At 39.8% G+C, this 21,699-nt stretch carries 20 protein-coding genes and 1 other annotated feature; of the genes, 19 read left to right on the top strand and 1 reads right to left on the bottom strand.

Features of this window, described 5'->3' with window-relative positions; translation table 11 throughout:
- The 19 genes from GEZ84_RS06470 to GEZ84_RS06375 form a co-directional block, all read left to right on the top strand.
- The coding region (locus tag GEZ84_RS06470; protein WP_153223928.1) for a DUF1542 domain-containing protein at positions 1–707 on the top strand (707 nt) is incomplete at its 5' end.
- Between the two features lie 449 nt (positions 708–1,156).
- Complete coding sequence (locus GEZ84_RS06465) at positions 1,157–2,110, top strand: competence protein CoiA (RefSeq protein WP_153223927.1); 954 nt, start codon at positions 1,157–1,159, stop codon at positions 2,108–2,110.
- Positions 2,111–2,128: 18 nt separating this feature from the next.
- The gene (pepF, locus tag GEZ84_RS06460) at positions 2,129–3,931 is read left to right on the top strand and encodes an oligoendopeptidase F (protein WP_153223926.1); all 1,803 of its coding nucleotides are present in this window, start codon (positions 2,129–2,131) and stop codon (positions 3,929–3,931) included.
- Between the two features lies 1 nt (position 3,932).
- Positions 3,933–4,646, top strand: coding sequence for an O-methyltransferase (locus GEZ84_RS06455; protein WP_153223925.1), 714 nt, complete (start codon positions 3,933–3,935; stop codon positions 4,644–4,646).
- Positions 4,647–4,712: 66 nt separating this feature from the next.
- Positions 4,713–5,651: a peptidylprolyl isomerase PrsA gene (gene prsA / locus GEZ84_RS06450; protein WP_042901074.1), complete on the top strand. Its 939-nt coding sequence runs from the start codon at positions 4,713–4,715 to the stop codon at positions 5,649–5,651.
- 160 nt (positions 5,652–5,811) lie between these two features.
- A complete protein-coding gene (gene ftsW / locus GEZ84_RS06445) occupies positions 5,812–7,035 on the top strand; it encodes a cell division peptidoglycan polymerase FtsW (protein ID WP_153223924.1) in 1,224 nt (407 codons plus the stop codon).
- A gap of 24 nt (positions 7,036–7,059) precedes the next feature.
- Entirely contained in the window at positions 7,060–9,756 is a 2,697-nt protein-coding gene (ppc, locus tag GEZ84_RS06440) for a phosphoenolpyruvate carboxylase (protein ID WP_153223923.1), read from the top strand.
- Positions 9,757–9,852: 96 nt separating this feature from the next.
- Positions 9,853–10,070 (top strand) — a binding site (T-box leader).
- A 264-nt stretch (positions 10,071–10,334) separates the two neighbouring features.
- Positions 10,335–11,330: a tryptophan ABC transporter substrate-binding protein gene (trpX, locus tag GEZ84_RS06430; RefSeq protein ID WP_000792150.1), complete on the top strand. Its 996-nt coding sequence runs from the start codon at positions 10,335–10,337 to the stop codon at positions 11,328–11,330.
- A 76-nt stretch (positions 11,331–11,406) separates the two neighbouring features.
- On the top strand, positions 11,407–12,273 hold the full coding sequence (locus GEZ84_RS06425) for an ABC transporter permease (protein WP_153223922.1): 867 nt from the start codon (positions 11,407–11,409) through the stop codon (positions 12,271–12,273).
- Complete coding sequence (locus GEZ84_RS06420; protein ID WP_153223921.1) at positions 12,270–13,028, top strand: ABC transporter ATP-binding protein; 759 nt, start codon at positions 12,270–12,272, stop codon at positions 13,026–13,028. The genes GEZ84_RS06425 and GEZ84_RS06420 overlap by 4 nt, the downstream gene beginning before the upstream one ends.
- Before the next feature lie 197 nt (positions 13,029–13,225).
- The gene (dnaG, locus tag GEZ84_RS06415) at positions 13,226–14,986 is read left to right on the top strand and encodes a DNA primase (RefSeq protein ID WP_228113024.1); all 1,761 of its coding nucleotides are present in this window, start codon (positions 13,226–13,228) and stop codon (positions 14,984–14,986) included.
- A 2-nt stretch (positions 14,987–14,988) separates the two neighbouring features.
- A complete protein-coding gene (gene rpoD, locus GEZ84_RS06410) occupies positions 14,989–16,098 on the top strand; it encodes an RNA polymerase sigma factor RpoD (RefSeq protein ID WP_153223920.1) in 1,110 nt (369 codons plus the stop codon).
- Between the two features lie 14 nt (positions 16,099–16,112).
- Positions 16,113–16,442 carry a metal-sulfur cluster assembly factor gene (locus tag GEZ84_RS06405; protein ID WP_000331929.1) on the top strand — a complete coding sequence of 110 codons (330 nt, stop codon included), beginning with the start codon at positions 16,113–16,115 and terminating at the stop codon, positions 16,440–16,442.
- A gap of 115 nt (positions 16,443–16,557) precedes the next feature.
- Positions 16,558–17,601: an alpha-galactosylglucosyldiacylglycerol synthase gene (gene cpoA / locus GEZ84_RS06400; RefSeq protein ID WP_228113023.1), complete on the top strand. Its 1,044-nt coding sequence runs from the start codon at positions 16,558–16,560 to the stop codon at positions 17,599–17,601.
- A gap of 15 nt (positions 17,602–17,616) precedes the next feature.
- Positions 17,617–18,942, top strand: a complete 1,326-nt coding sequence (locus tag GEZ84_RS06395) for a glycosyltransferase family 4 protein (protein ID WP_153223919.1) — start codon at positions 17,617–17,619, stop codon at positions 18,940–18,942.
- Between the two features lie 29 nt (positions 18,943–18,971).
- On the top strand, positions 18,972–19,148 hold the full coding sequence (locus GEZ84_RS06390; protein ID WP_153223929.1) for a PspC domain-containing protein: 177 nt from the start codon (positions 18,972–18,974) through the stop codon (positions 19,146–19,148).
- Positions 19,149–19,206: 58 nt separating this feature from the next.
- Positions 19,207–19,341 (top strand): DUF4044 domain-containing protein, encoded by a 135-nt coding sequence (locus GEZ84_RS06385; protein WP_153223918.1) that lies wholly within the window; start codon positions 19,207–19,209, stop codon positions 19,339–19,341.
- A gap of 63 nt (positions 19,342–19,404) precedes the next feature.
- Positions 19,405–20,715 carry a GTPase ObgE gene (gene obgE / locus GEZ84_RS06380; protein ID WP_153223917.1) on the top strand — a complete coding sequence of 437 codons (1,311 nt, stop codon included), beginning with the start codon at positions 19,405–19,407 and terminating at the stop codon, positions 20,713–20,715.
- Positions 20,716–20,724: 9 nt separating this feature from the next.
- Entirely contained in the window at positions 20,725–20,883 is a 159-nt protein-coding gene (locus GEZ84_RS06375) for a hypothetical protein (protein WP_001808548.1), read from the top strand.
- A gap of 47 nt (positions 20,884–20,930) precedes the next feature.
- On the opposite strand, the gene GEZ84_RS06370 is transcribed toward GEZ84_RS06375, so the two are convergent.
- The gene (locus GEZ84_RS06370) at positions 20,931–21,401 is read right to left on the bottom strand and encodes an arginine repressor (protein WP_153223916.1); all 471 of its coding nucleotides are present in this window, start codon (positions 21,399–21,401) and stop codon (positions 20,931–20,933) included.
- Between the last annotated feature and the right edge of the window lie 298 nt (positions 21,402–21,699).

Below are 21,699 nucleotides of genomic sequence, written 5' to 3'. Positions count from 1 at the left end.
AGATTGCCTCAATTGATAAGAACGCTAAATTGTCAGACGATGAAAAAGCAGCAGCGAAAGCTGAAGTAGCGCAAGCCGCCATCGCAGCCGTAAATGCTATCAATGAAGCGAAGGATCAAGCAGGAGTGGACGGCGCTCAAACTACAGGAGTTAAAGCAATTGAAGCAGTAAATCCAGTAGGTACAAGCAGTACGAATAGCGCAGGAAACGGTATTACACCACCAACTGTAGAAGTCCCAGCTTATACAGAACCAGTAGGCACAAGTAGTGCAGATGGTGAAGGAAATGTTATTATTCCACCAACTGTAGAAGTTCCAGCTTATACAGAACCAGTAGGCACAAGTAGTACAGATGGTGAAGGCCATGTTATTGTTCCACCAACAGCAGAAGTCCCAGCTTATACAGAACCAGTAGGCACAAGCAGTACAGCTGGTGACGGCAAGGTAGTTACGCCACCAACAGCAGAAGTCCCAGCCGGTAGTGTGAATGGTATTTCAGAAGAAATGCCAGCTCAGCCACATAAGGACGGCAGTGCTAATGAAATGTCAGATGGAACTCCAGTATCTGAAACTACAATAAATAAAGATCGACAACTTCCAAATACTGGTACAGCAGACTCTACAGTAGCTATGGTAGCAGCTGCAGCAAGTGCAGTACTTGGACTTGCTCTTGCAGGCCGTCGTCGTAAAGAAGACGAAGAAGCATAATTTATATATGAGTTAATCTAATCTTTTAGTAAAATTTGTATTTGATTTTATAGCTTATATAGAATTCCTTAAAAAAACTCTCCTAGTAGTCCATTGATTGCTAGGAGATTTTGGTTATTTGTCAATTATATAGGGTATTGAAACTGGAATAGTAGGACATGACTTCTGAAGCATTGTTAGAAATTAATACTCTTCGAAAATCTCTTCAAACCACGTCAGCGTCGCCTTACCGTACTCAAGTAAAGCCTACGGCTAGCTTCCTAGTTTGCTCTTTGATTTTCATTGATTATAATTTGACTTTCCTAATCTCTTTGTTCACATCTTATTTCAATATACTATAATTCCCCAATCAATTTGTTTATATTTTATTTCAATTTACTATACTTTTCTTCTATAATTAAAAATACGATTATTAATTTTTACGAATAATATAGAAAAGGAGGGAAATCATGTTTGTTGCGAGAGATGCTAGGGGACAGTTGGTAAATGTGTTAGAGGATAAGCTTGAGAAGGAAGAATATACCTGCCCAGCTTGTGGAGGTCAGCTCCGTTTGCGTCAAGGACCAAGTGTACGGACCCATTTTGCTCATAAATCCTTAAAAGACTGTGATTATTCCTTTGAAAATGAAAGTCCAGAACACTTGACAAATAAGGAAGTCCTCTATAACTGGTTGAAAACAGAGGCAGAGGTGCAATTAGAATACCCGCTTCCAGAGCTTAAACAGATTGCAGATGTATTTGTAAATGGCAATCTAGCTTTAGAGGTTCAGTGTAGTACCTTTCCACAAAAAATTCTTAAAGAACGTAGTGAGGGCTATCGTAGTCAGGGATACCAAGTACTGTGGTTGCTGGGAGAAAAACTGTGGCTCAAGGAGCGTTTGACCCGTCTGCAACAAGGTTTTCTTTATTTCAGTCAAAATATGGGCTTTTATGTTTGGGAAGTAGACAAGGAAAAACAGCTTTTAAGGCTTAAATATCTCATACACCAGGATCTTCGAGGCAAACTCCATTATCAGATTAAAGAATTTCCCTATGGTCAAGATAGTCTACTGGATATATTACGTCTTCCCTATAAGAAACAAAAAATATCTCATTTTACAGTTTCTGAGGACAAGGACATCTGTCGCTATATCCGACAACAGCTTTATTATCAAAATCCCTTTTGGATGAAAGAACAAGCAGAAGCCTATCAAAAGGGAGAAAATCTTCTGACTTATGGGCTCAAAGAATGGTATCCACAAATTCGACCAATAGTGGGCAAATTTTCCCAGATTGAACAAGACTTGAATAGCTATTATCAGCACTTTTACACCTATTACCAAGAAAATTCTCAAAATGATTGGCAAAAGCTCTATCCACCAGCCTTTTATCAGCAATATTTCTTGAAAAATATGGTAGAATAGAAAGGATGGAGGAATCTAATGGTATTACAAAGAAATGAAATAAATGAAAAAGATACATGGGATCTATCAACGATCTACCCCACTGACCAGGCTTGGGAAGAAGCCTTAAAAGATTTAACAGAACAATTGGAGACAGTAGCCCAATATGAAGGCCATCTCCTAGATAGTGCGGATAGCCTTCTAGAAATCACTGAATTTTCTCTTGAAATGGAACGCCAGATGGAGAAGCTTTACGTTTATGCTCATATGAAAAATGACCAGGATACACGTGAAGCCAAGTACCAAGAGTATTATGCCAAGGCCATGACACTCTACAGCCAGCTAGACCAAGCCTTTTCGTTCTATGAACCTGAATTTATGGAAATCAGTGAAAAGCAGTATGCTGACTTTTTAGGAGCTCAACCAAAATTGCAGCTTTATCAACACTATTTTGACAAGCTTTTGCAAGGCAAGGATCACGTTCTTTCACAACGTGAAGAAGAATTATTGGCTGGAGCTGGGGAAATCTTTGGTTCGGCAAGTGAAACCTTCGCTATTTTAGATAATGCAGATATTGTCTTTCCATTTGTTAAAGATGAAGATGGTAACGAAGTACAATTATCACATGGCGTTTATATGCGCTTGATGGAGTCTAAAAACCGTGAGGTGCGTCGTGGTGCCTATCAAGCCCTTTATGCAACTTATGAGCAATTCCAACATACTTATGCTAAAACCTTGCAAACAAATGTTAAAGTTCAAAACTATCGTGCAAAAGTTCGCAACTACAAGAGTGCTCGTCATGCAGCTCTCGCAGCAAATTTTGTTCCAGAAAGTGTTTATGATAATTTGGTAGCAGCAGTTCGCAAGCATTTGCCACTCTTGCATCGTTACCTTGAGCTTCGTTCAAAGATTTTGGGGATTTCAGACCTCAAGATGTACGATGTCTACACACCGCTTTCATCTGTTGAATACAGTTTTACTTATGAAGAAGCCTTGAAAAAAGCAGAAGATGCCTTGGCAGTTTTGGGTGAGGATTACTTGAGCCGTGTTAAACGTGCCTTCAGCGAGCGTTGGATTGATGTTTACGAAAATCAAGGCAAGCGTTCGGGGGCCTATTCTGGTGGTTCTTATGATACCAATGCCTTCATGCTCCTGAACTGGCAGGACAATCTAGACAATCTCTTTACCCTTGTTCATGAAACAGGTCATAGTATGCATTCAAGCTATACTCGTGAAACGCAGCCTTATGTTTACGGAGATTATTCTATCTTCTTGGCTGAGATTGCCTCAACGACCAATGAAAATATCTTGACGGAGAAATTATTGGAAGAAGTGGAAGACGACGCAACGCGCTTTGCGATTCTCAATAACTTCCTAGATGGTTTCCGTGGAACAGTTTTCCGCCAAACTCAATTTGCTGAGTTTGAACACGCGATTCATCAAGCAGACCAAAACGGGGAAGTCTTGACAAGCGATTTCCTAAATAAACTCTACGCAGACTTGAACCAAGAGTATTATGGTTTGAGTAAGGAAGACAATCCTGAAATCCAATACGAGTGGGCTCGCATTCCACACTTCTACTATAACTACTATGTATATCAATATTCAACAGGCTTTGCAGCAGCTTCAGCTCTGGCTGAAAAGATTGTCCATGGTAGTCAAGAAGACCGTGACCGCTATATCGACTACCTCAAGGCAGGTAAGTCTGACTATCCACTTAATGTCATGAGAAAAGCTGGCGTTGATATGGAGAAGGAAGACTATCTCAACGATGCCTTTGCAGTCTTTGAACGCCGTTTAAATGAGTTTGAAGCCCTTGTTGAAAAATTGGGATTGGCATAAGATGGTTGATTCGTATAGTAAAAATGCTAACCATAACATGCGTCGTCCTGTTGTCAAGGAAGAAATTGTAGACTTGATGCGCCAGCGTCAAAAGCAAGTCATAGGCTCTTTGAAAGAATTGGAAGATTTTGCTCGCAAGGAAAACATTCCTATCATTCCCCATGAAACGGTTGCTTACTTCCGTTTTCTCATGGAAACCATACAACCTAAAAACATTTTGGAAATTGGGACGGCTATCGGTTTTTCAGCCCTCTTGATGGCAGAACATGCACCAAATGCCAAGATTACAACCATTGACCGCAATCCAGAAATGATTGGTTTTGCCAAGGAAAATTTTGCCCAGTTTGACAGTCGCAAGCAAATTACGCTCCTAGAAGGAGATGCGGTAGATATCTTATCTACACTGACAGAGTCCTATGATTTTGTCTTTATGGATTCTGCCAAGTCTAAATATATCGTCTTTCTGCCAGAAATCCTCAAACACTTGGACGTTGGAGGTGTGGTTGTCTTGGATGATATTTTCCAAGGTGGTGATGTTGCCAAGGACATTATGGAAGTTCGTCGTGGTCAGCGAACTATATACAGAGGCCTTCAAAGACTATTTGATGCAACTTTAGATAATCCAGGACTCACCGCAACATTAGTCCCTCTGGGAGACGGTATTCTCATGCTTCGTAAAAATCTAGCAGATGTTCAATTGCCTGACAGCGAATAATTTTCAGAAAAATTTAAGAAAATATAGTAAAATAGATAGGGTAACACTTATCTCAAAGGAGTAGACATGAAGAAAAAACTATTGGCAGGTGCCATTACACTATTATCAGTAGCAACTTTAGCAGCTTGTTCCAAAGGTTCAGAAGGAGCAGACCTTATTAGCATGAAAGGAGATGTTATCACTGAACATCAGTTTTATGAGCAAGTGAAAAGCAATCCTTCAGCTCAACAAGTCTTGTTAAACTTGACCATTCAAAAAGTATTTGAGAAACAATACGGTTCAGAGGTAGATGACAAAGAAGTCAATGACACTATTGCCGAAGAAGAAAAACAATATGGTGAGAACTACCAACGTGTCTTGTCACAAGCAGGCATGACCCTTGAAACACGTAAAGCTCAAATTCGTACAAGTAAATTGGTTGAGTTGGCAGTTAAGAAGGCAGCAGAAGCTGAATTGACAGATGATGCTTATAAGAAAGCCTTTGATGAGTACACTCCAGATGTAACGGCTCAAATCATCCGTCTTGATAATGAGGACAAAGCGAAAGAAGTCCTTGAAAAAGCTAAGGCAAGTGGAGCAGACTTCGCTCAATTAGCAAAAGATAACTCAACTGATGAGAAAACCAAAGCGAATGGTGGAGAAATCACCTTTGATTCTGCTTCAACAGAAGTACCAGAACAAGTTAAAAAAGCTGCTTTTGCTCTAGATGTAAATGGTGTTTCTGATGTGATTAAAGCCACTGGCACACAAGCCTATAGTAGCCAATATTACATTGTAAAACTTACTAAGAAAACAGAAAAATCATCTAATATCGATGATTATAAAGAAAAATTAAAAACTGTTATCTTAACTCAAAAACAAAACGACGCAACATTTGTTCAAAGCATTATCGGAAAAGAATTGCAAGCAGCTAATATCAAGGTTAAAGACCAAGCCTTCCAAAATATTTTCACTCAATATATCGGTGGTGGAGATTCAAGCTCAAGTAGTTCATCAAAAGAATAAAACAGAAAAGAGCCAAGTGCTCTTTTTCTTACGAGAAAATCTTCTATCTTAAGGATAAGAGTTTTTTTCTTTCGGAAAAAATGGTATAATAGCAATCAAAACTAGAAAATAAACGGAATTTGGGAATAATTTCTTTTATTCTCATTAGATTGGTGATACTATGAAGATTAGTAAGAGGCACCTATTAAACTATTCTATTCTAGTTCCTTACTTACTTTTATCTATTTTGGGCTTGATTGTAGTTTATTCTACAACCAGTGCCATTCTTATCGAAGAAGGTAAAAGTGCCCTCCAATTGGTTCGAAGTCAGGGAATGTTTTGGGTATTTAGTTTAATATTGATTGCCTTGATATATAAGCTGAAACTGAATTTTTTAAGAAAAGAACGACTTTTATTTATTGTTATGTTTGTTGAGCTGATTCTTTTGGCTCTGGCTCGCTTAATTGGTACGCCGGTCAATGGAGCCTATGGTTGGATTTCAGTAGGACCTTTGACCATTCAGCCAGCGGAGTATTTGAAGATCATCATCGTCTGGTACTTGGCTCAACGTTTTTCAAAACAACAGGATGAAATTGGTATTTACGATTTCCAAGTTTTAACTCAAAATCAATGGATTCCTCGTGCTTTTAATGATTGGCGCTTTGTCCTACTAGTCATGATAGGAAGTTTGGCTATTTTCCCAGATTTGGGGAATGCTACTATCCTAGCTTTGGTTGCCTTGATTATGTACACAGTTAGTGGGATTGCTCATCGTTGGTTCATAGCCTTTATCGGTGTATTGTTTGGAGTTTCAGCCCTTTCCTTAACAGCTATTGATATGATAGGGGTTGATAAGTTTTCAAAAGTTCCAGTATTTGGATATGTGGCCAAGCGTTTTAGCGCCTACTTTAATCCCTTTGCTGATTTGGCAGGAGCAGGCCACCAACTTGCAAATTCCTACTTTGCCATGGTCAATGGTGGGTGGTTTGGTCTAGGCTTAGGAAATTCAATCGAAAAACGTGGCTATCTACCAGAAGCCCATACAGACTTTGTATTTTCAATTGTCATTGAAGAATTTGGCTTTGTGGGAGCCAGCTTGATTTTGGCACTTGTCTTTTTCCTTATTTTGCGAATTATCCTAGTAGGAATTCGTGCTAAGAATCCCTTTAATTCCATGATGGCGATTGGGGTTGGGGGGATGATGTTGGTACAGGTCTTTGTCAATATCGGTGGAATTTCTGGTATTATTCCCTCGACAGGAGTAACCTTCCCTTTCCTATCGCAAGGAGGGAACAGTCTCTTGGTCTTATCTGTAGCCATCGCCTTTGTCTTAAATATTGATGCAAGTGAAAAACGTGCCCAATTATATGAGGAGTTAGAAGCTCACTCATCACACTATATGTAGAGCTGATAGTGGAAAGGATTACCTATGTCTCTTCAAAAATTAGAAAACTATAGTAATAAAGCTGTCGTGCAAGAAGAAGTATTGATTTTAACAGAATTGTTAGAAGATATCACTAAAAATATGCTTGCTCCAGAGACTTTTGAAAAAATCATGCAGTTGAAGAAATTGTCAACTCAAGAAGATTATCAAGGTTTGAACCAATTAGTTACTAGTCTGACAAATGATGAAATGGCTTATATTTCACGCTACTTCTCTATCTTGCCTCTTTTGATTAATATTTCAGAAGACGTGGATTTGGCTTATGAAATCAACCACCAAAATAATATCGATCAAGATTATCTTGGGAAATTATCAGCAACGATTAAAATGGTTGCAGAAAAAGAAAATGCGGTTGAAATTTTAGAACACTTGAATGTTGTCCCTGTTTTGACAGCCCATCCAACACAAGTGCAACGTAAGAGTATGCTGGATTTGACTAACCATATCCACACCCTCTTGCGTAAGTACCGTGATGTGAAATTAGGCTTGATTAATAAGGAAAAATGGCATAATGATCTCCGTCGTTACATTGAGATTATCATGCAGACAGATATGATTCGTGAAAAGAAATTGAAAGTAACCAATGAAATCACGAATGTTATGGAATACTACAATAGTTCATTCCTGAAGGCAGTTCCTCATTTGACTGCTGAGTACAAGCGCCTGGCTAAAAAACATGGCTTGGAGTTGAAACATCCTAAACCGATTACCATGGGAATGTGGATTGGTGGAGACCGTGATGGGAATCCATTTGTGACCGCAGATACCTTGAAACAATCTGCCATGACCCAGTGTGAAGTCATCATGAACTACTATGATGAAAAGATTTACCAACTTTATCGTGAATTCTCCCTCTCAACCAGTATCGTCAATGTCAGCAAGCAAGTCAGAGAAATGGCTCGTCAATCCAAGGATAACTCGATTTACCGTGAAAAAGAGCTTTACCGCCGCGCCTTGTTTGATATTCAATCAAAAATCCAAGCGACAAAAGCTTATTTGATTGAGGATAAGGAAGTTGGAGCTCGCTATGAGACAGCTAATGATTTTTATAAGGACTTAATTACCATTCGTGATTCCCTCTTGGAAAATAAGGGTGAAGCACTGATTTCTGGTGATTTTGTTGAGCTGATTCAGGCAGTTGAAATTTTTGGTTTCTATTTGGCATCTATTGACATGCGTCAAGATTCTAGTGTTCATGAAGCCTGTGTAGCTGAACTCTTGAAATCAGCAGGAATTCATTCGCATTATAGTGAACTAAGTGAAGAAGAAAAATGCCAGCTTCTTTTGAAAGAATTGGAGGAAGATCCACGTATTCTTTCTGCTACTCATGTTGAAAAATCAGAGTTACTTGAAAAAGAATTGGCCATCTTTAAGGCTGCTCGTAAGTTGAAAGATAAGTTGGGAGATGATGTTATTCGTCAGACTATCATTTCACATGCAACCAGCGTATCAGACATGTTGGAATTGGCTATCTTGCTAAAAGAAGTAGGGTTAGTTGATAAAGAAAGAGCCCGTGTCCAAATCGTTCCTCTCTTTGAAACAATTGAGGACTTGGACCACTCAGAAGAAACTATGAGAGAATACCTTTCTCTTCCTCTCGCTAAGAAATGGATTGCTTCACGTAATAACTACCAAGAAATCATGCTTGGCTATTCTGATAGTAATAAAGATGGTGGTTACTTATCATCATGTTGGACTCTCTACAAGGCTCAACAACAATTGACTGCTATTGGAGATGAATTTGGTGTTAAGGTTACCTTCTTCCATGGCCGTGGTGGTACTGTCGGTCGTGGTGGTGGACCAACTTATGAAGCTATCACATCTCAACCGCTCAAGTCTATCAAGGATCGTATCCGCTTGACGGAGCAGGGTGAAGTGATTGGGAATAAATACGGTAATAAAGATGCTGCCTATTATAACCTTGAAATGTTAGTTTCAGCAGCTATTAACCGCATGATTACTCAGTGGAAGAGTGATACTAATACCTCAAATCGCTATGAAGCCATTATGGACCAAGTAGTGGACCGTAGTTATGATATTTATCGAGATTTAGTCTTTGGAAATGACCATTTTTATGATTATTTCTTTGAGTCAAGTCCAATCAAGGCTATTTCCAGCTTTAATATCGGTTCGCGTCCAGCTGCCCGTAAGACCATTACAGAAATCGGTGGTTTGCGTGCCATTCCTTGGGTCTTCTCATGGTCACAAAGCCGTGTCATGTTCCCTGGCTGGTATGGGGTCGGTTCCAGTTTCAAAGAATTCATCGATAAAAATCCAGAGAATATCGCTATCTTACGAGATATGTACCAAAATTGGCCTTTCTTCCAGTCTCTCCTTTCAAATGTAGATATGGTCTTGTCAAAATCGAACATGAATATTGCTTTTGAATATGCTAAGTTATGTGAAGATGATCAAGTGAAGGCTATTTATGATACTATTTTAGACGAATGGCAATTAACTAAAAATGTTATCCTAGAGATTGAAGGGTATGACGAATTATTAGCTGAAAATCCATATCTAAAAGCAAGTTTGGATTATCGTATGCCTTACTTTAATATCCTCAACTATATCCAGTTGGAGTTGATTAAACGTCAACGCCGAGGAGAATTATCAAGCGATCAAGAAAAATTAATTCATACAACCATCAACGGAATTGCGACAGGATTGCGTAATTCGGGTTGATACCTTTCAAACTTCCTCTTTTCTATAGGGGAAGTTTTTGAATATTTCAAAAAAATACCAAAAGAGTCTTGACAAGTAATTGAAAAATGATATAATTTAAACATTCAGAAAAGTAATCATTCAAACTTTTTAGAGAGTCTGTGGTAGCTGAAAACAGATAAGTGGTGATGATGAAAATTGGGCTGAATGTTATTTAGAATTTGAAATCATAAAAATTCGGTGAGCACACCTTACAGTGCATCTCGTTATTGCGAGACAGAGCGATAGGGAAATTCCCTATAATTGAGGTGGTACCGCGCATCGACGTCCTCACACAAGTTTTTTGTGTGAGGACGTTTTTGATGGAGGTTAGTATGGAAAGAAAACGATGGCGTCGCTTGTTTATACTCAATGAAAATCAAAGTACAAACTAGGAAGCTAGCAGCAGGTTGCTCAAAGCACTGCTTTGAGGTTGTGGATAGAACTGACGAAGTCAGTAACCATAGCTACGGCAAGGTGAAGCTGACGTGGTTTGAAGAGATTTTCGAAGAGTATTAGATAAGTGAAGTATTTTAAAGGAATAAAAAAGGAGAAATAGAATGAAAAATAAACGTTTAATTGGAATTATCGCTGCATTAGCAGTCTTAGTCGCAGGAAGCTTGATTTACTCTTCAATGAATAAACCAGAAGCTAAGAATGAAAAGAAAGTAGCTAAAGTTGGTGTTCTTCAGTTTGTAAGCCATCCATCTCTTGACTTGATTTATAAAGGGATTCAAGATGGACTTGCAGAAGAAGGCTATAAAGATGATCAAGTTAAAATCGACTTTATGAACTCAGAAGGTGACCAAAGTAAGGTTGCGACAATGAGTAAACAATTGGTTGCAAATGGCAATGACCTTGTGGTTGGTATTGCAACACCAGCTGCTCAAGGTTTGGCAAGCGCCACAAAAGACCTACCTGTTATCATGGCCGCTATTACAGACCCAATCGGAGCTAACTTGGTCAAAGATTTGAAAAAACCAGGCGGCAACATTACAGGGGTGTCTGACCACAATCCAGCTCAACAACAAGTTGAACTCATTAAGGCTCTTACACCAAATGTGAAAACAATCGGAGCTCTTTACTCAAGCAGCGAAGACAATTCAAAAACACAGGTCGAAGAATTTAAGGCTTATGCTGAAAAAGCAGGTTTGACAGTGGAAACATTTGCGGTTCCTTCAACAAATGAAATTGCTTCAACGGTTAATGTTATGACTAGCAAGGTCGATGCCATCTGGGTTCCAATTGATAACACTATTGCTTCAGCCTTCTCAACTGTTGTATCAAGCAACCAATCAGCTAAAAAACCAATTTACCCAAGTGCAACTGCCATGGTAGAAGCGGGCGGTTTGGCATCAGTTGTAGTTGACCAACATGACCTTGGTGTGGCAACTGGTAAAATGATTGCACAAGTTTTGAAAGGTGCAAAACCAGCTGATACTCCAGTCAATGTCTTTTCAACAGGTAAGTCAGTGATCAACAAAAAATTGGCACAAGAGTTAGGTATTACTATTCCTGAGTCTGTTCTAAAAGAAGCAGGACAAGTGATTGAATAATCTACAATGGAGGAGTTGGGGACATCTCCTCCAATTTTTTACAAAAGAAATCGTATAGAAAAAGGTTAAGAAACAGATGATATTATCTATTATTTCTCAAGGATTTGTTTGGGCTATTCTTGGTCTGGGAATCTTTATGACATTTAGGATTTTAAACTTTCCAGATATGACGACAGAAGGTTCCTTCCCTCTTGGGGGAGCTGTTGCTGTCACTCTGATAACCAAAGGTGTAAATCCCTTTTTAGCGACACTTATTGCTGTTGGAGCAGGTTGTTTGGCTGGAATGGCAGCAGGACTTCTTTATACAAAAGGGAAGATTCCAACCTTGCTCTCAGGGATTTTGGTGATGACTTCTTGTCACTCTATCATGCTCTTGATTATGGGACGTGCAAATTTAGGATTGCTTGGAACCAAGCAAATTCAGGATGTTTTGCCTTTTGATTCGGATTTGAATCAACTCTTGACAGGTCTTATCTTTGTCAGTCTTGTCATTGCTCTCATGCTCTTTTTCTTGGACACTAAACTCGGACAGGCCTATATTGCTACAGGTGACAATCCTGATATGGCTAGAAGTTTCGGGATTCATACTGGACGCATGGAGCTCATGGGCTTGGTCTTATCAAATGGTGTGATTGCCCTTGCAGGTGCTCTCATTGCCCAGCAAGAAGGTTATGCTGATGTATCTCGAGGAATCGGGGTTATCGTTGTGGGGCTTGCAAGTTTGATTATTGGGGAAGTTATTTTCAAGAGTTTGAGCCTGGCAGAGCGTCTGGTTGCCATCGTTGTGGGTTCTATCGCCTATCAATTCTTAGTGTGGGCTGTCATCGCGCTTGGTTTTAATACAAGTTACCTTCGTTTGTACAGTGCCTTGATCTTAGCAGTTTGCCTTATGATTCCAACATTTAAGCAAACAATCTTGAAAGGAGCCAAGTTAAGCAAATGACAGCAATTGTAGAATTAAAAAATGCAACCAAAGTTGTTAAAAATGGCTTTGATGAAGAAAAGATTATTTTAAATGATGTTTCCTTAGAAATTTTTGAACAGGACTTTATCACGATTTTAGGTGGAAATGGTGCTGGCAAATCAACCCTCTTTAACACTATTGCAGGAAGCTTGTCATTAACCAGTGGAACCATCCGTATTTTAGGTGAAGATGTTACCAAGTTTTCACCAGAGAAGCGCGCTAAGTATCTGTCTCGTGTTTTCCAAGATCCAAAGATGGGGACTGCTCCTCGTATGACAGTGGCAGAGAATCTCTTGATTGCCAAGTTTCGTGGTGAAAAGCGTGGTCTCTTTCCACGACGCTTGACTAATTATAAGGATGAATTTCAGGCAACCATTGAAAAAGTAGGAAATGGTCTTGAGAAACACTTGAATACACCGATTGAGTTCTTATCAGGTGGGCAAAGACAGGCTTTGAGTCTCTTAATGGCAACCTTGAAGCGACCTGAATTACTCTTGTTAGATGAGCATACTGCTGCCCTTGATCCAAAGACCAGTGTGGCCTTGATGGAATTGACAGATGAATTTGTCAAGAAAGATCAGCTGACAGCCCTTATGATTACTCATCATATGGAAGATGCTCTCAAATATGGCAATCGCTTAATTGTCATGAAAGAAGGACGGATTATCCAAGATTTGAACCAAGAAGAAAAGGCAAAAATGAAAATCTCAGACTACTATCAATTATTTGAATAGATGAACTTTATTTTCATTAAAAAATAGAGAAGAAAAACTTAGAAGCATGGAAGTGTTTCTGAGTTTTTTTTATCTTCTCTTGAAATTTTAAAAAATGAAGCAAAGAGAATCACGGAAAGTGTATGAAATGGTTTACTTTTTTTCAGAAATAAGCTATACTATATAAAGTAAACTATGATAACATGGAGGTATTGTGTATGGTTGACAAACAAGTCATTGAAGAAATCAAAAACAATGCCAACATTGTGGAAGTCATAGGAGATGTGATTTCTTTACAAAAGGCAGGACGGAACTATCTAGGGCTCTGTCCTTTTCATGGTGAAAAAACACCTTCTTTCAACGTTGTAGAGGACAAGCAGTTTTACCACTGTTTCGGTTGTGGTCGCTCAGGTGATGTCTTTAAGTTCATAGAGGAGTACCAAGGGGTTCCCTTTATGGAGGCTGTTCAAATCTTAGGTCAGCGTGTTGGGATTGAGATTGAAAAAACGCTTTATAGTGAACAGAAGCCAATTTCGCCTCACCAAGCTCTTTATGACATGCACGAAGATGCAGCCAAATTTTATCATGCTATTCTCATGACAACAACCATGGGTGAAGAGGCGAGAAATTACCTTTATCAGCGTGGTTTGACAGATGAAGTGCTCAAACATTTTCGGATTGGTTTAGCACCTCCAGAACGAAACTATCTCTATCAACGTTTGTCTGATCAGTATCGTGAAGAGGATTTACTGGATTCAGGACTGTTTTATCTCTCAGATGCTAATCAATTTGTAGACACCTTTCACAATCGCATCATGTTTCCCCTAACAAATGATCAGGGAAAGGTGCTTGCCTTCTCAGGTCGTATCTGGCAGAAAACGGATTCACAAACTTCTAAGTATAAAAATAGCCGATCAACTGCAATTTTTAACAAAAGTTACGAATTATATCATATGGATAGGGCAAAAAAATCTTCTGGAAAAGCCAGTGAGATTTACCTGATGGAAGGGTTCATGGATGTCATTGCAGCCTATCGGGCTGGAATCGAAAATGCTGTCGCATCTATGGGAACAGCCTTAAGTCGAGAGCATGTTGAGCATCTGAAAAGGTTAACCAAGAAGTTGGTGCTTGTTTACGATGGCGATAAGGCTGGGAAAGCCGCTACATTGAAAGCGCTGGATGAAATTTGTGATATACCTGTGCAAATCGTCAGCATGCCTGATAACTTGGATCCAGATGAGTATTTACAAAAAAATGGTCCAGAAGACTTGGCCTATCTATTAACGAAAACTCGTATTAGTCCGATTGAGTTTTACATTCACCAGTACAAGCCTGAAAACAGTGAAAATCTGCAGGCCCAGATTGAGTTTATTGAAAAAATAGCTCCTTTGATTGTTCAAGAAAAGTCTATCACTGCTCAAAACAGCTATATTCATATTTTAGCTGACAGTCTGGCATCCTTTGATTATGCCCAGATTGAGCAGATTGTTAATGAGAGTCGTCAGGCTCAAAGGCAGAATCGCATGGAAGGAATTTCCAGACCGACGCAAATCACTATGCCTGTCACCAAGCAGTTATCAGCTATTATGAGAGCAGAAGCCCATCTACTCTATCGGATGATGGAATCTCCTCTTGTTTTGAACGATTACCGTTTGCGGGAAGACTTTGCATTTGCTACACCTGAATTTCAGGTCTTATATGACTTGCTTGGCCAGTATGGAAATCTTCCTCCAGAAGTTTTAGCAGAACAGGCAGAGGAAGTTGAAAGAGCCTGGTATCAAGTCTTAGCTCAGGATTTGCCTGCTGAGATGTCGCCGCAGGAACTTAGTGAAGTAGAAATGACTCGAAACAGGGCTCTCTTGAATCAGGACAATATGAGAATCAAAAAGAAGGTGCAGGAAGCTAGCCATGTAGGAGATACAGACACAGCCTTAGAAGAATTAGAACGTTTAATTTCCCAAAAGAGAAGAATGGAGTAATAATGGCAACAAAACAAAAAGAAGTAACAACATTTGACGTACAAGTAGCAGAATTTATCCGTAATCATAAGCAAAAAGGGACAGCAACAGACGATGAAATCAATGCTAGTCTTGTCCTTCCTTTTACCTTGGACGCTGATGGGATTGAAGATCTCTTGCAACGGATTCAAGATGCAGGGATTTCGATCACAGATAACGAAGGAAATCCAAGTGCACGTGTTCTTAGTGCTGAAGAAGAACCAGAACTCAGCGATGAGGACTTGATTGGTTCAACTTCGGCTAAGGTCAATGACCCTGTCCGTATGTACTTGAAAGAAATTGGGGTCGTTCCTCTTTTGACCAATGAAGAGGAAAAAGACTTAGCACTAGCAGTTGAAGCTGGCGATATCGAAGCTAAACAACGTCTTGCGGAAGCCAACCTTCGTTTGGTTGTTTCTATAGCCAAACGCTATGTTGGTCGTGGTATGCAGTTCCTTGATTTGATTCAAGAAGGAAATATGGGCTTGATGAAGGCGGTTGACAAGTTTGACTATTCTAAAGGATTCAAGTTCTCAACTTACGCAACTTGGTGGATTCGTCAAGCCATCACTCGTGCTATTGCGGATCAAGCTCGTACCATTCGTATCCCAGTTCATATGGTTGAAACCATCAATAAATTGGTTCGCGAACAGCGTAATCTCCTTCAAGAATTAGAACAAGATCCAACGCCAGAACAAATCGCTGAACGTATGGATATGACACCTGACAAGGTTCGTGAAATCTTGAAGATTGCTCAAGAACCGGTATCCCTTGAAACTCCAATCGGTGAAGAGGATGATAGCCACCTTGGAGACTTTATCGAAGATGAAGTGATTGAAAATCCAGTGGACTATACAACTCGTATCGTTTTGCGTGAGCAGTTGGATGAGGTCTTGGATACTCTTACAGACCGTGAAGAAAATGTTCTGCGTCTACGTTTTGGACTAGATGATGGAAAAATGCGCACCCTTGAAGATGTGGGGAAAGTCTTTAACGTGACTCGCGAGCGTATCCGTCAGATTGAAGCCAAGGCTTTGAGAAAACTACGCCAACCAAGTCGCAGCAAACCGCTTCGTGATTTTATTGAAGACTAAGAGTGAGGATGAATATGGCTTATACAGAAGAGCAAATTGAAAACATCAAAACACGAATTTTAACAGCCTTGGAAGAAGTCATCGACCCTGAGTTGGGAATCGATATTGTCAATCTTGGTTTGATTTATGAGATTCGTTTTGACGGCGACACAGGTCAAACAGAGATTGATATGACTTTAACAACCATGGGGTGTCCCCTAGCAGACCTTTTGACGGACCAGATTTATGATGCTATGACAGAGGTACCAGAAGTAACGGATACTGAGGTCAAATTAGTCTGGTATCCAGCCTGGACCGTTGAAAAAATGAGTCGCTATGCCCGCATTGCCCTAGGCATTAAGTAAACAAATAAAAGGATGTGAGAGACCATTGGAAAAGCGAGGAAATTTCCCTTTCTTTTCCTCTAGTCTCTCCTTTCTTTTGCTGATTTTATTCAAAGAAAATGATATAATAGTAGTTATGGAAAAAAAGAAATTACGCATCAATATGTTGAGTTCAAGTGAGAAAGTAGCAGGGCAGGGAGTCTCAGGTGCCTATCGTGAATTAGTTCGTCTTCTTCACCGTGATGCCAAGGATCAATTGATTGTTACAGAAAATCTTCCAATAGAGGCAGATGTGACTCACTTTCATACGATTGATTTCCCCTATTATTTATCTACATTCCAAAAGAAACGCTCAGGGAGGAAAATTGGCTATGTGCATTTCTTGCCAGATACACTTGAGGGGAGTTTGAAAATTCCATTTTTCTTAAAGGGAATTGTTAAACGCTATGTATTTTCTTTTTACAACCGGATGGAGCATTTGGTTGTGGTTAATCCTATGTTTATTGAGGATTTGGTGGCAGCTGGTATTCCACGTGAAAAAGTGACCTATATTCCTAATTTTGTCAATAAGGAAAAATGGCATCCCCTTCCACAAGAAGAGGTAGCGAGACTGAGAGCAGAACTTGGTGTTAGTGACAATCAGTTTATCGTAGTAGGTGCTGGTCAAGTCCAGAAACGCAAAGGGATTGATGATTTTATCCGTCTGGCTGAGGAATTGCCTCAGATTACCTTTATCTGGGCGGGTGGTTTCTCTTTTGGTGGCATGACAGATGGTTATGAACGCTACAAGAAAATTATGGACAATCCTCCCAAAAATTTGATGTTTCCAGGCATTGTGTCGCCAGAGCGGATGCGCGAATTGTATGCCCTAGCGGATCTTTTCTTGCTGCCTAGTTATAATGAGCTCTTTCCTATGACCATTTTAGAGGCTGCTAGTTGTGAAGCTCCTATTATGCTACGTGATTTGGATCTCTATAAGGTGATTTTAGAGGGAAATTATCGGGCGACAGCAGATAGAGAAGAGATGAAAGAGGCTATTTTAGAATATCAAGCAAATCCTGCTGCCTTAAAAGACCTCAAAGAAAAAGCTAAGAATATTTCCAGAGAGTATTCAGAAGAGCATCTGTTACAAATTTGGTTGGACTTTTATGAGAAACAGGCTGCTTTAGGGAGAAAATAAAAAGTGAGGTAATCTATGCGAATTGGTTTATTTACAGATACCTATTTTCCTCAGGTTTCTGGTGTTGCGACCAGTATTCGAACCTTGAAAACAGAACTTGAAAAGCAGGGACATGCTGTTTTTATCTTTACAACGACAGATAAGGATGTCAATCGCTATGAAGATTGGCAAATCATCCGCATTCCAAGTGTTCCCTTCTTTGCTTTTAAGGATCGCCGCTTTGCCTATCGAGGTTTTAGCAAGGCGCTTGAAATTGCCAAGCAGTATCAGCTAGATATTATCCATACTCAGACAGAATTTTCTCTAGGCTTGTTGGGGATTTGGATTGCGCATGAACTGAAAATTCCCGTTATCCATACCTATCACACCCAGTACGAAGATTATGTACACTATATTGCCAAGGGGATGTTGATTCGTCCTAGTATGGTCAAGTATCTGGTTAGAGGTTTCTTGCATGATGTGGATGGGGTTATTTGTCCGAGTGAGATTGTCCGTAACTTGCTATCTGACTATAAGGTTAAGGTTGAAAAACGGGTCATTCCAACTGGGATTGAATTAGCCAAGTTTGAGCGTCCAGAAATCAAGCAAGAAAATTTAAAAGAACTGCGTAGTAAATTAGGGATTCAAGACGATGAAAAGATCTTGCTGAGTCTTTCCAGAATTTCCTATGAAAAAAATATTCAAGCAGTTTTAGTAGCCTTTGCTGAAGTTCTGAAAGAGGAAGACAAGGTTAAACTGGTAGTTGCTGGGGACGGGCCTTATCTGGATGATCTCAAAGAGCAAGCCCAGAGACTAGAGATTCAAGACTCTGTTGTCTTTACAGGGATGATTGCTCCTAGTGAGACGGCTCTTTACTATAAGGCGGCAGATTTCTTCATTTCGGCATCGACAAGTGAAACCCAAGGTTTGACCTACTTGGAAAGCTTAGCTAGTGGGACGCCTGTCATTGCTCACGGAAATCCTTATCTGGACAATCTTATCAGTGATAAAATGTTTGGAACCTTGTATTACGGTGAACATGATCTAGCTGGAGCTATTTTAGAAGCCCTTATTGCAACGCCAGATATGGATGAGCATACCTTATCAGAAAAATTGTATGAGATTTCAGCTGAGAATTTTGGAAAACGGGTTCATGAATTTTATCTGGATGCCATTATTTCAAATAATTTCGAGAAAGATTTAGCCAAAGATGATACGGTCAGTCAGCGTATCTTTAAGACAGTTTTGTATTTACCACAACAGGTGGTTGCTGTACCCGTAAAAGGCTCTAGACGCATGCTGAAAGCTTCAAAAACACAGTTAATCAGCATCAGAGATTATTGGAAAGACAGTGAAGAATAGAAAGAGGAACAGCTATGAAAAAACAATTAATGAGAAGTGGTCATGATAAAAAGATTGCAGGTGTTTGTGCTGGAGTGGCTAATTATTTTGATATGGATCCAACTATTGTTCGTGTAATATGGGGTGTTCTTGCTTTTGGTTATGGAGCTGGAATTGTAGCCTATATCATTTTATGGATTATTGCACCAGTAGCAAGTGACTATTGAAAACTAGCTCAATTCATGCTAAGATAATAGAAAATAGAATGTAACGAAGGAGAGAAAAATGGCATTTGGAGATAATGGAAAACGTAAAAAAACTATGTTTGAGAAATTAACCTTGTTTATTGTAATTATCATGTTAGTAGTAAGTATTTTGGGTATTTTTGCAACTGCAATTGGTGCCCTCAGTAATCTATAAAATAGATTTAAGAAAATTTTGTGACTGGGATTTCCCAGCCCTTTTTTAAAGTGAGAAGAAATAATGAGTATGTTTTTAGATACAGCCAAGATTAAGGTCAAGGCTGGTAATGGTGGCGATGGCATGGTTGCCTTTCGCCGTGAAAAATATGTCCCTAATGGCGGTCCTTGGGGTGGTGACGGTGGTCGTGGAGGCAATGTGGTCTTCGTTGTAGACGAAGGTTTACGTACCTTGATGGATTTCCGCTACAATCGCCATTTCAAGGCTGATTCTGGTGAGAAAGGAATGACCAAAGGAATGCATGGACGTGGTGCTGAGGATCTTAGAGTTCGAGTACCACAAGGTACGACTGTGCGTGATGCAGAGACTGGCAAGGTCTTAACAGATCTGATTGAACACGGTCAAGAATTTATCGTTGCCCACGGTGGTCGTGGTGGTCGTGGAAATATCCGTTTTGCGACACCAAAAAATCCTGCACCTGAAATCTCTGAAAATGGAGAGCCAGGTCAGGAACGTGAGTTACAATTGGAACTAAAAATCTTGGCAGATGTTGGTTTAGTAGGTTTCCCATCTGTAGGAAAATCAACCCTTTTAAGTGTTATCACTTCAGCTAAACCTAAAATCGGTGCCTACCACTTTACGACCATTGTGCCAAACCTAGGTATGGTTCGTACCCAATCGGGTGACTCCTTTGCAGTAGCCGATTTACCAGGTTTGATCGAAGGTGCTAGTCAAGGTGTTGGCTTGGGAACCCAGTTCCTCCGTCACATTGAGCGTACACGTGTCATCCTCCATATCATTGATATGTCAGCTAGCGAAGGCCGTGACCCTTATGAGGATTATCTTGCCATCAATAAAGAGTTGGAGTCATACAATCTTCGCCTCATGGAGCGTCCACAGATTATTGTAGCTAACAAAATGGATATGCCTGAGAGTCAGGAAAATCTTGAAGAATTCAAGAAAAAATTGGCTGAAAACTACGATGAATTTGAAGAGTTACCAGCTATTTTCCCAATATCTGGTTTGACTAAGCAAGGTCTGGCAACGCTCTTGGATGCTACAGCTGAATTGTTAGACAAGACACCAGAATTCTTGCTTTATGATGATTCCGATATGGAAGAAGAAGCCTACTACGGCTTTGACGAGGAAGAAAAAGCCTTTGAAATTAGTCGTGACGATGATGCAACATGGGTACTTTCTGGTGAAAAACTCATGAAACTCTTCAATATGACCAACTTTGATCGTGACGAATCAGTCATGAAATTTGCTCGTCAATTACGTGGTATGGGGGTTGATGAAGCCCTTCGTGCGCGTGGTGCTAAGGATGGGGATTTGGTCCGCATTGGTAAATTTGAATTTGAATTTGTAGACTAGGAGACTAGCATGGGAGATAAACCGATATCTTTCCGAGATGCGGATGGCAATTTCGTTTCCGCCGCAGATGTTTGGAATGAAAAGAAATTGGAAGAACTATTTAATCGTCTCAATCCAAATCGTGCCCTGAGATTGGCACGAACCAAAAAAGAAAATCCATCTCAGTAAAGAAGATAAAAAACTCCGTGCCTTAACATCAGACACGGAGTTTTTTTTTATTCACCAAAAAAGAATGGTGGTGTGAATTTTTTCAATTCTTCAAAACAACTTTGTGCAGCCTCTGCATCTTCACAGATGACCAGACAGACATCGTCCCCACAGAGCGTAGCGATAGCGTCAGGAAAACTCAAAGCATCAATGATAGAACCAAAGGATTGAGCCAAACCAGGAAGAGTTTTCAAAAGTACTTGATGTTGAACAGGATGCATCAGTACAAGAGCATCCTCCATATAAGTCTCCAAGCGTTTTTCCCATTTTGAAATTGAACCAGTATTTAGCACGTAGTAAGAATTATCTTCTTCACGTACTTTTGAGAGGTTCATACTTTTAATATCTCTCGAAAGTGTAGCTTGTGTAACTTGAATATCATTATCAGCAAGAAGAGCTTGTAACTCAGCTTGAGTATGAATCTTGTTTTTGGTTACAAGTGCTCGTATGAGTTGGTGGCGGTGTTCAGATTTATTCATAAAATTTACTCCTTGTACAAAGTACAGAAAGCGTGGACTGATCGATATCGTCAGTCGGGTGGTAAGCGGTATTGTCACGTATGATGATTTCAAAGTCAGTAGTATAAAGAACTAGATGGAGGGCATCTCCCTCTTTTAACTTGTCACTAGTTGGGTGGAGATGAATTGGCTCTCTATCCGTTTATTGACATTAGTGTCCTCTACTAACAGTAAATCATTCAATTAGGGTAGCCTTTTGTCACGACTTGTTGTGAATTTATGCCAAATGGCAATTCACAGAGATTGACTAGCATGTGGT

Origin of the sequence: Streptococcus mitis (assembly GCF_009496155.1) — a bacterium.
Lineage (GTDB): Bacteria > Bacillota > Bacilli > Lactobacillales > Streptococcaceae > Streptococcus > Streptococcus mitis_BQ.
Note: the sequence above shows the minus strand (reverse complement) of the source record. Positions and strands in the feature narration are given on the sequence as shown.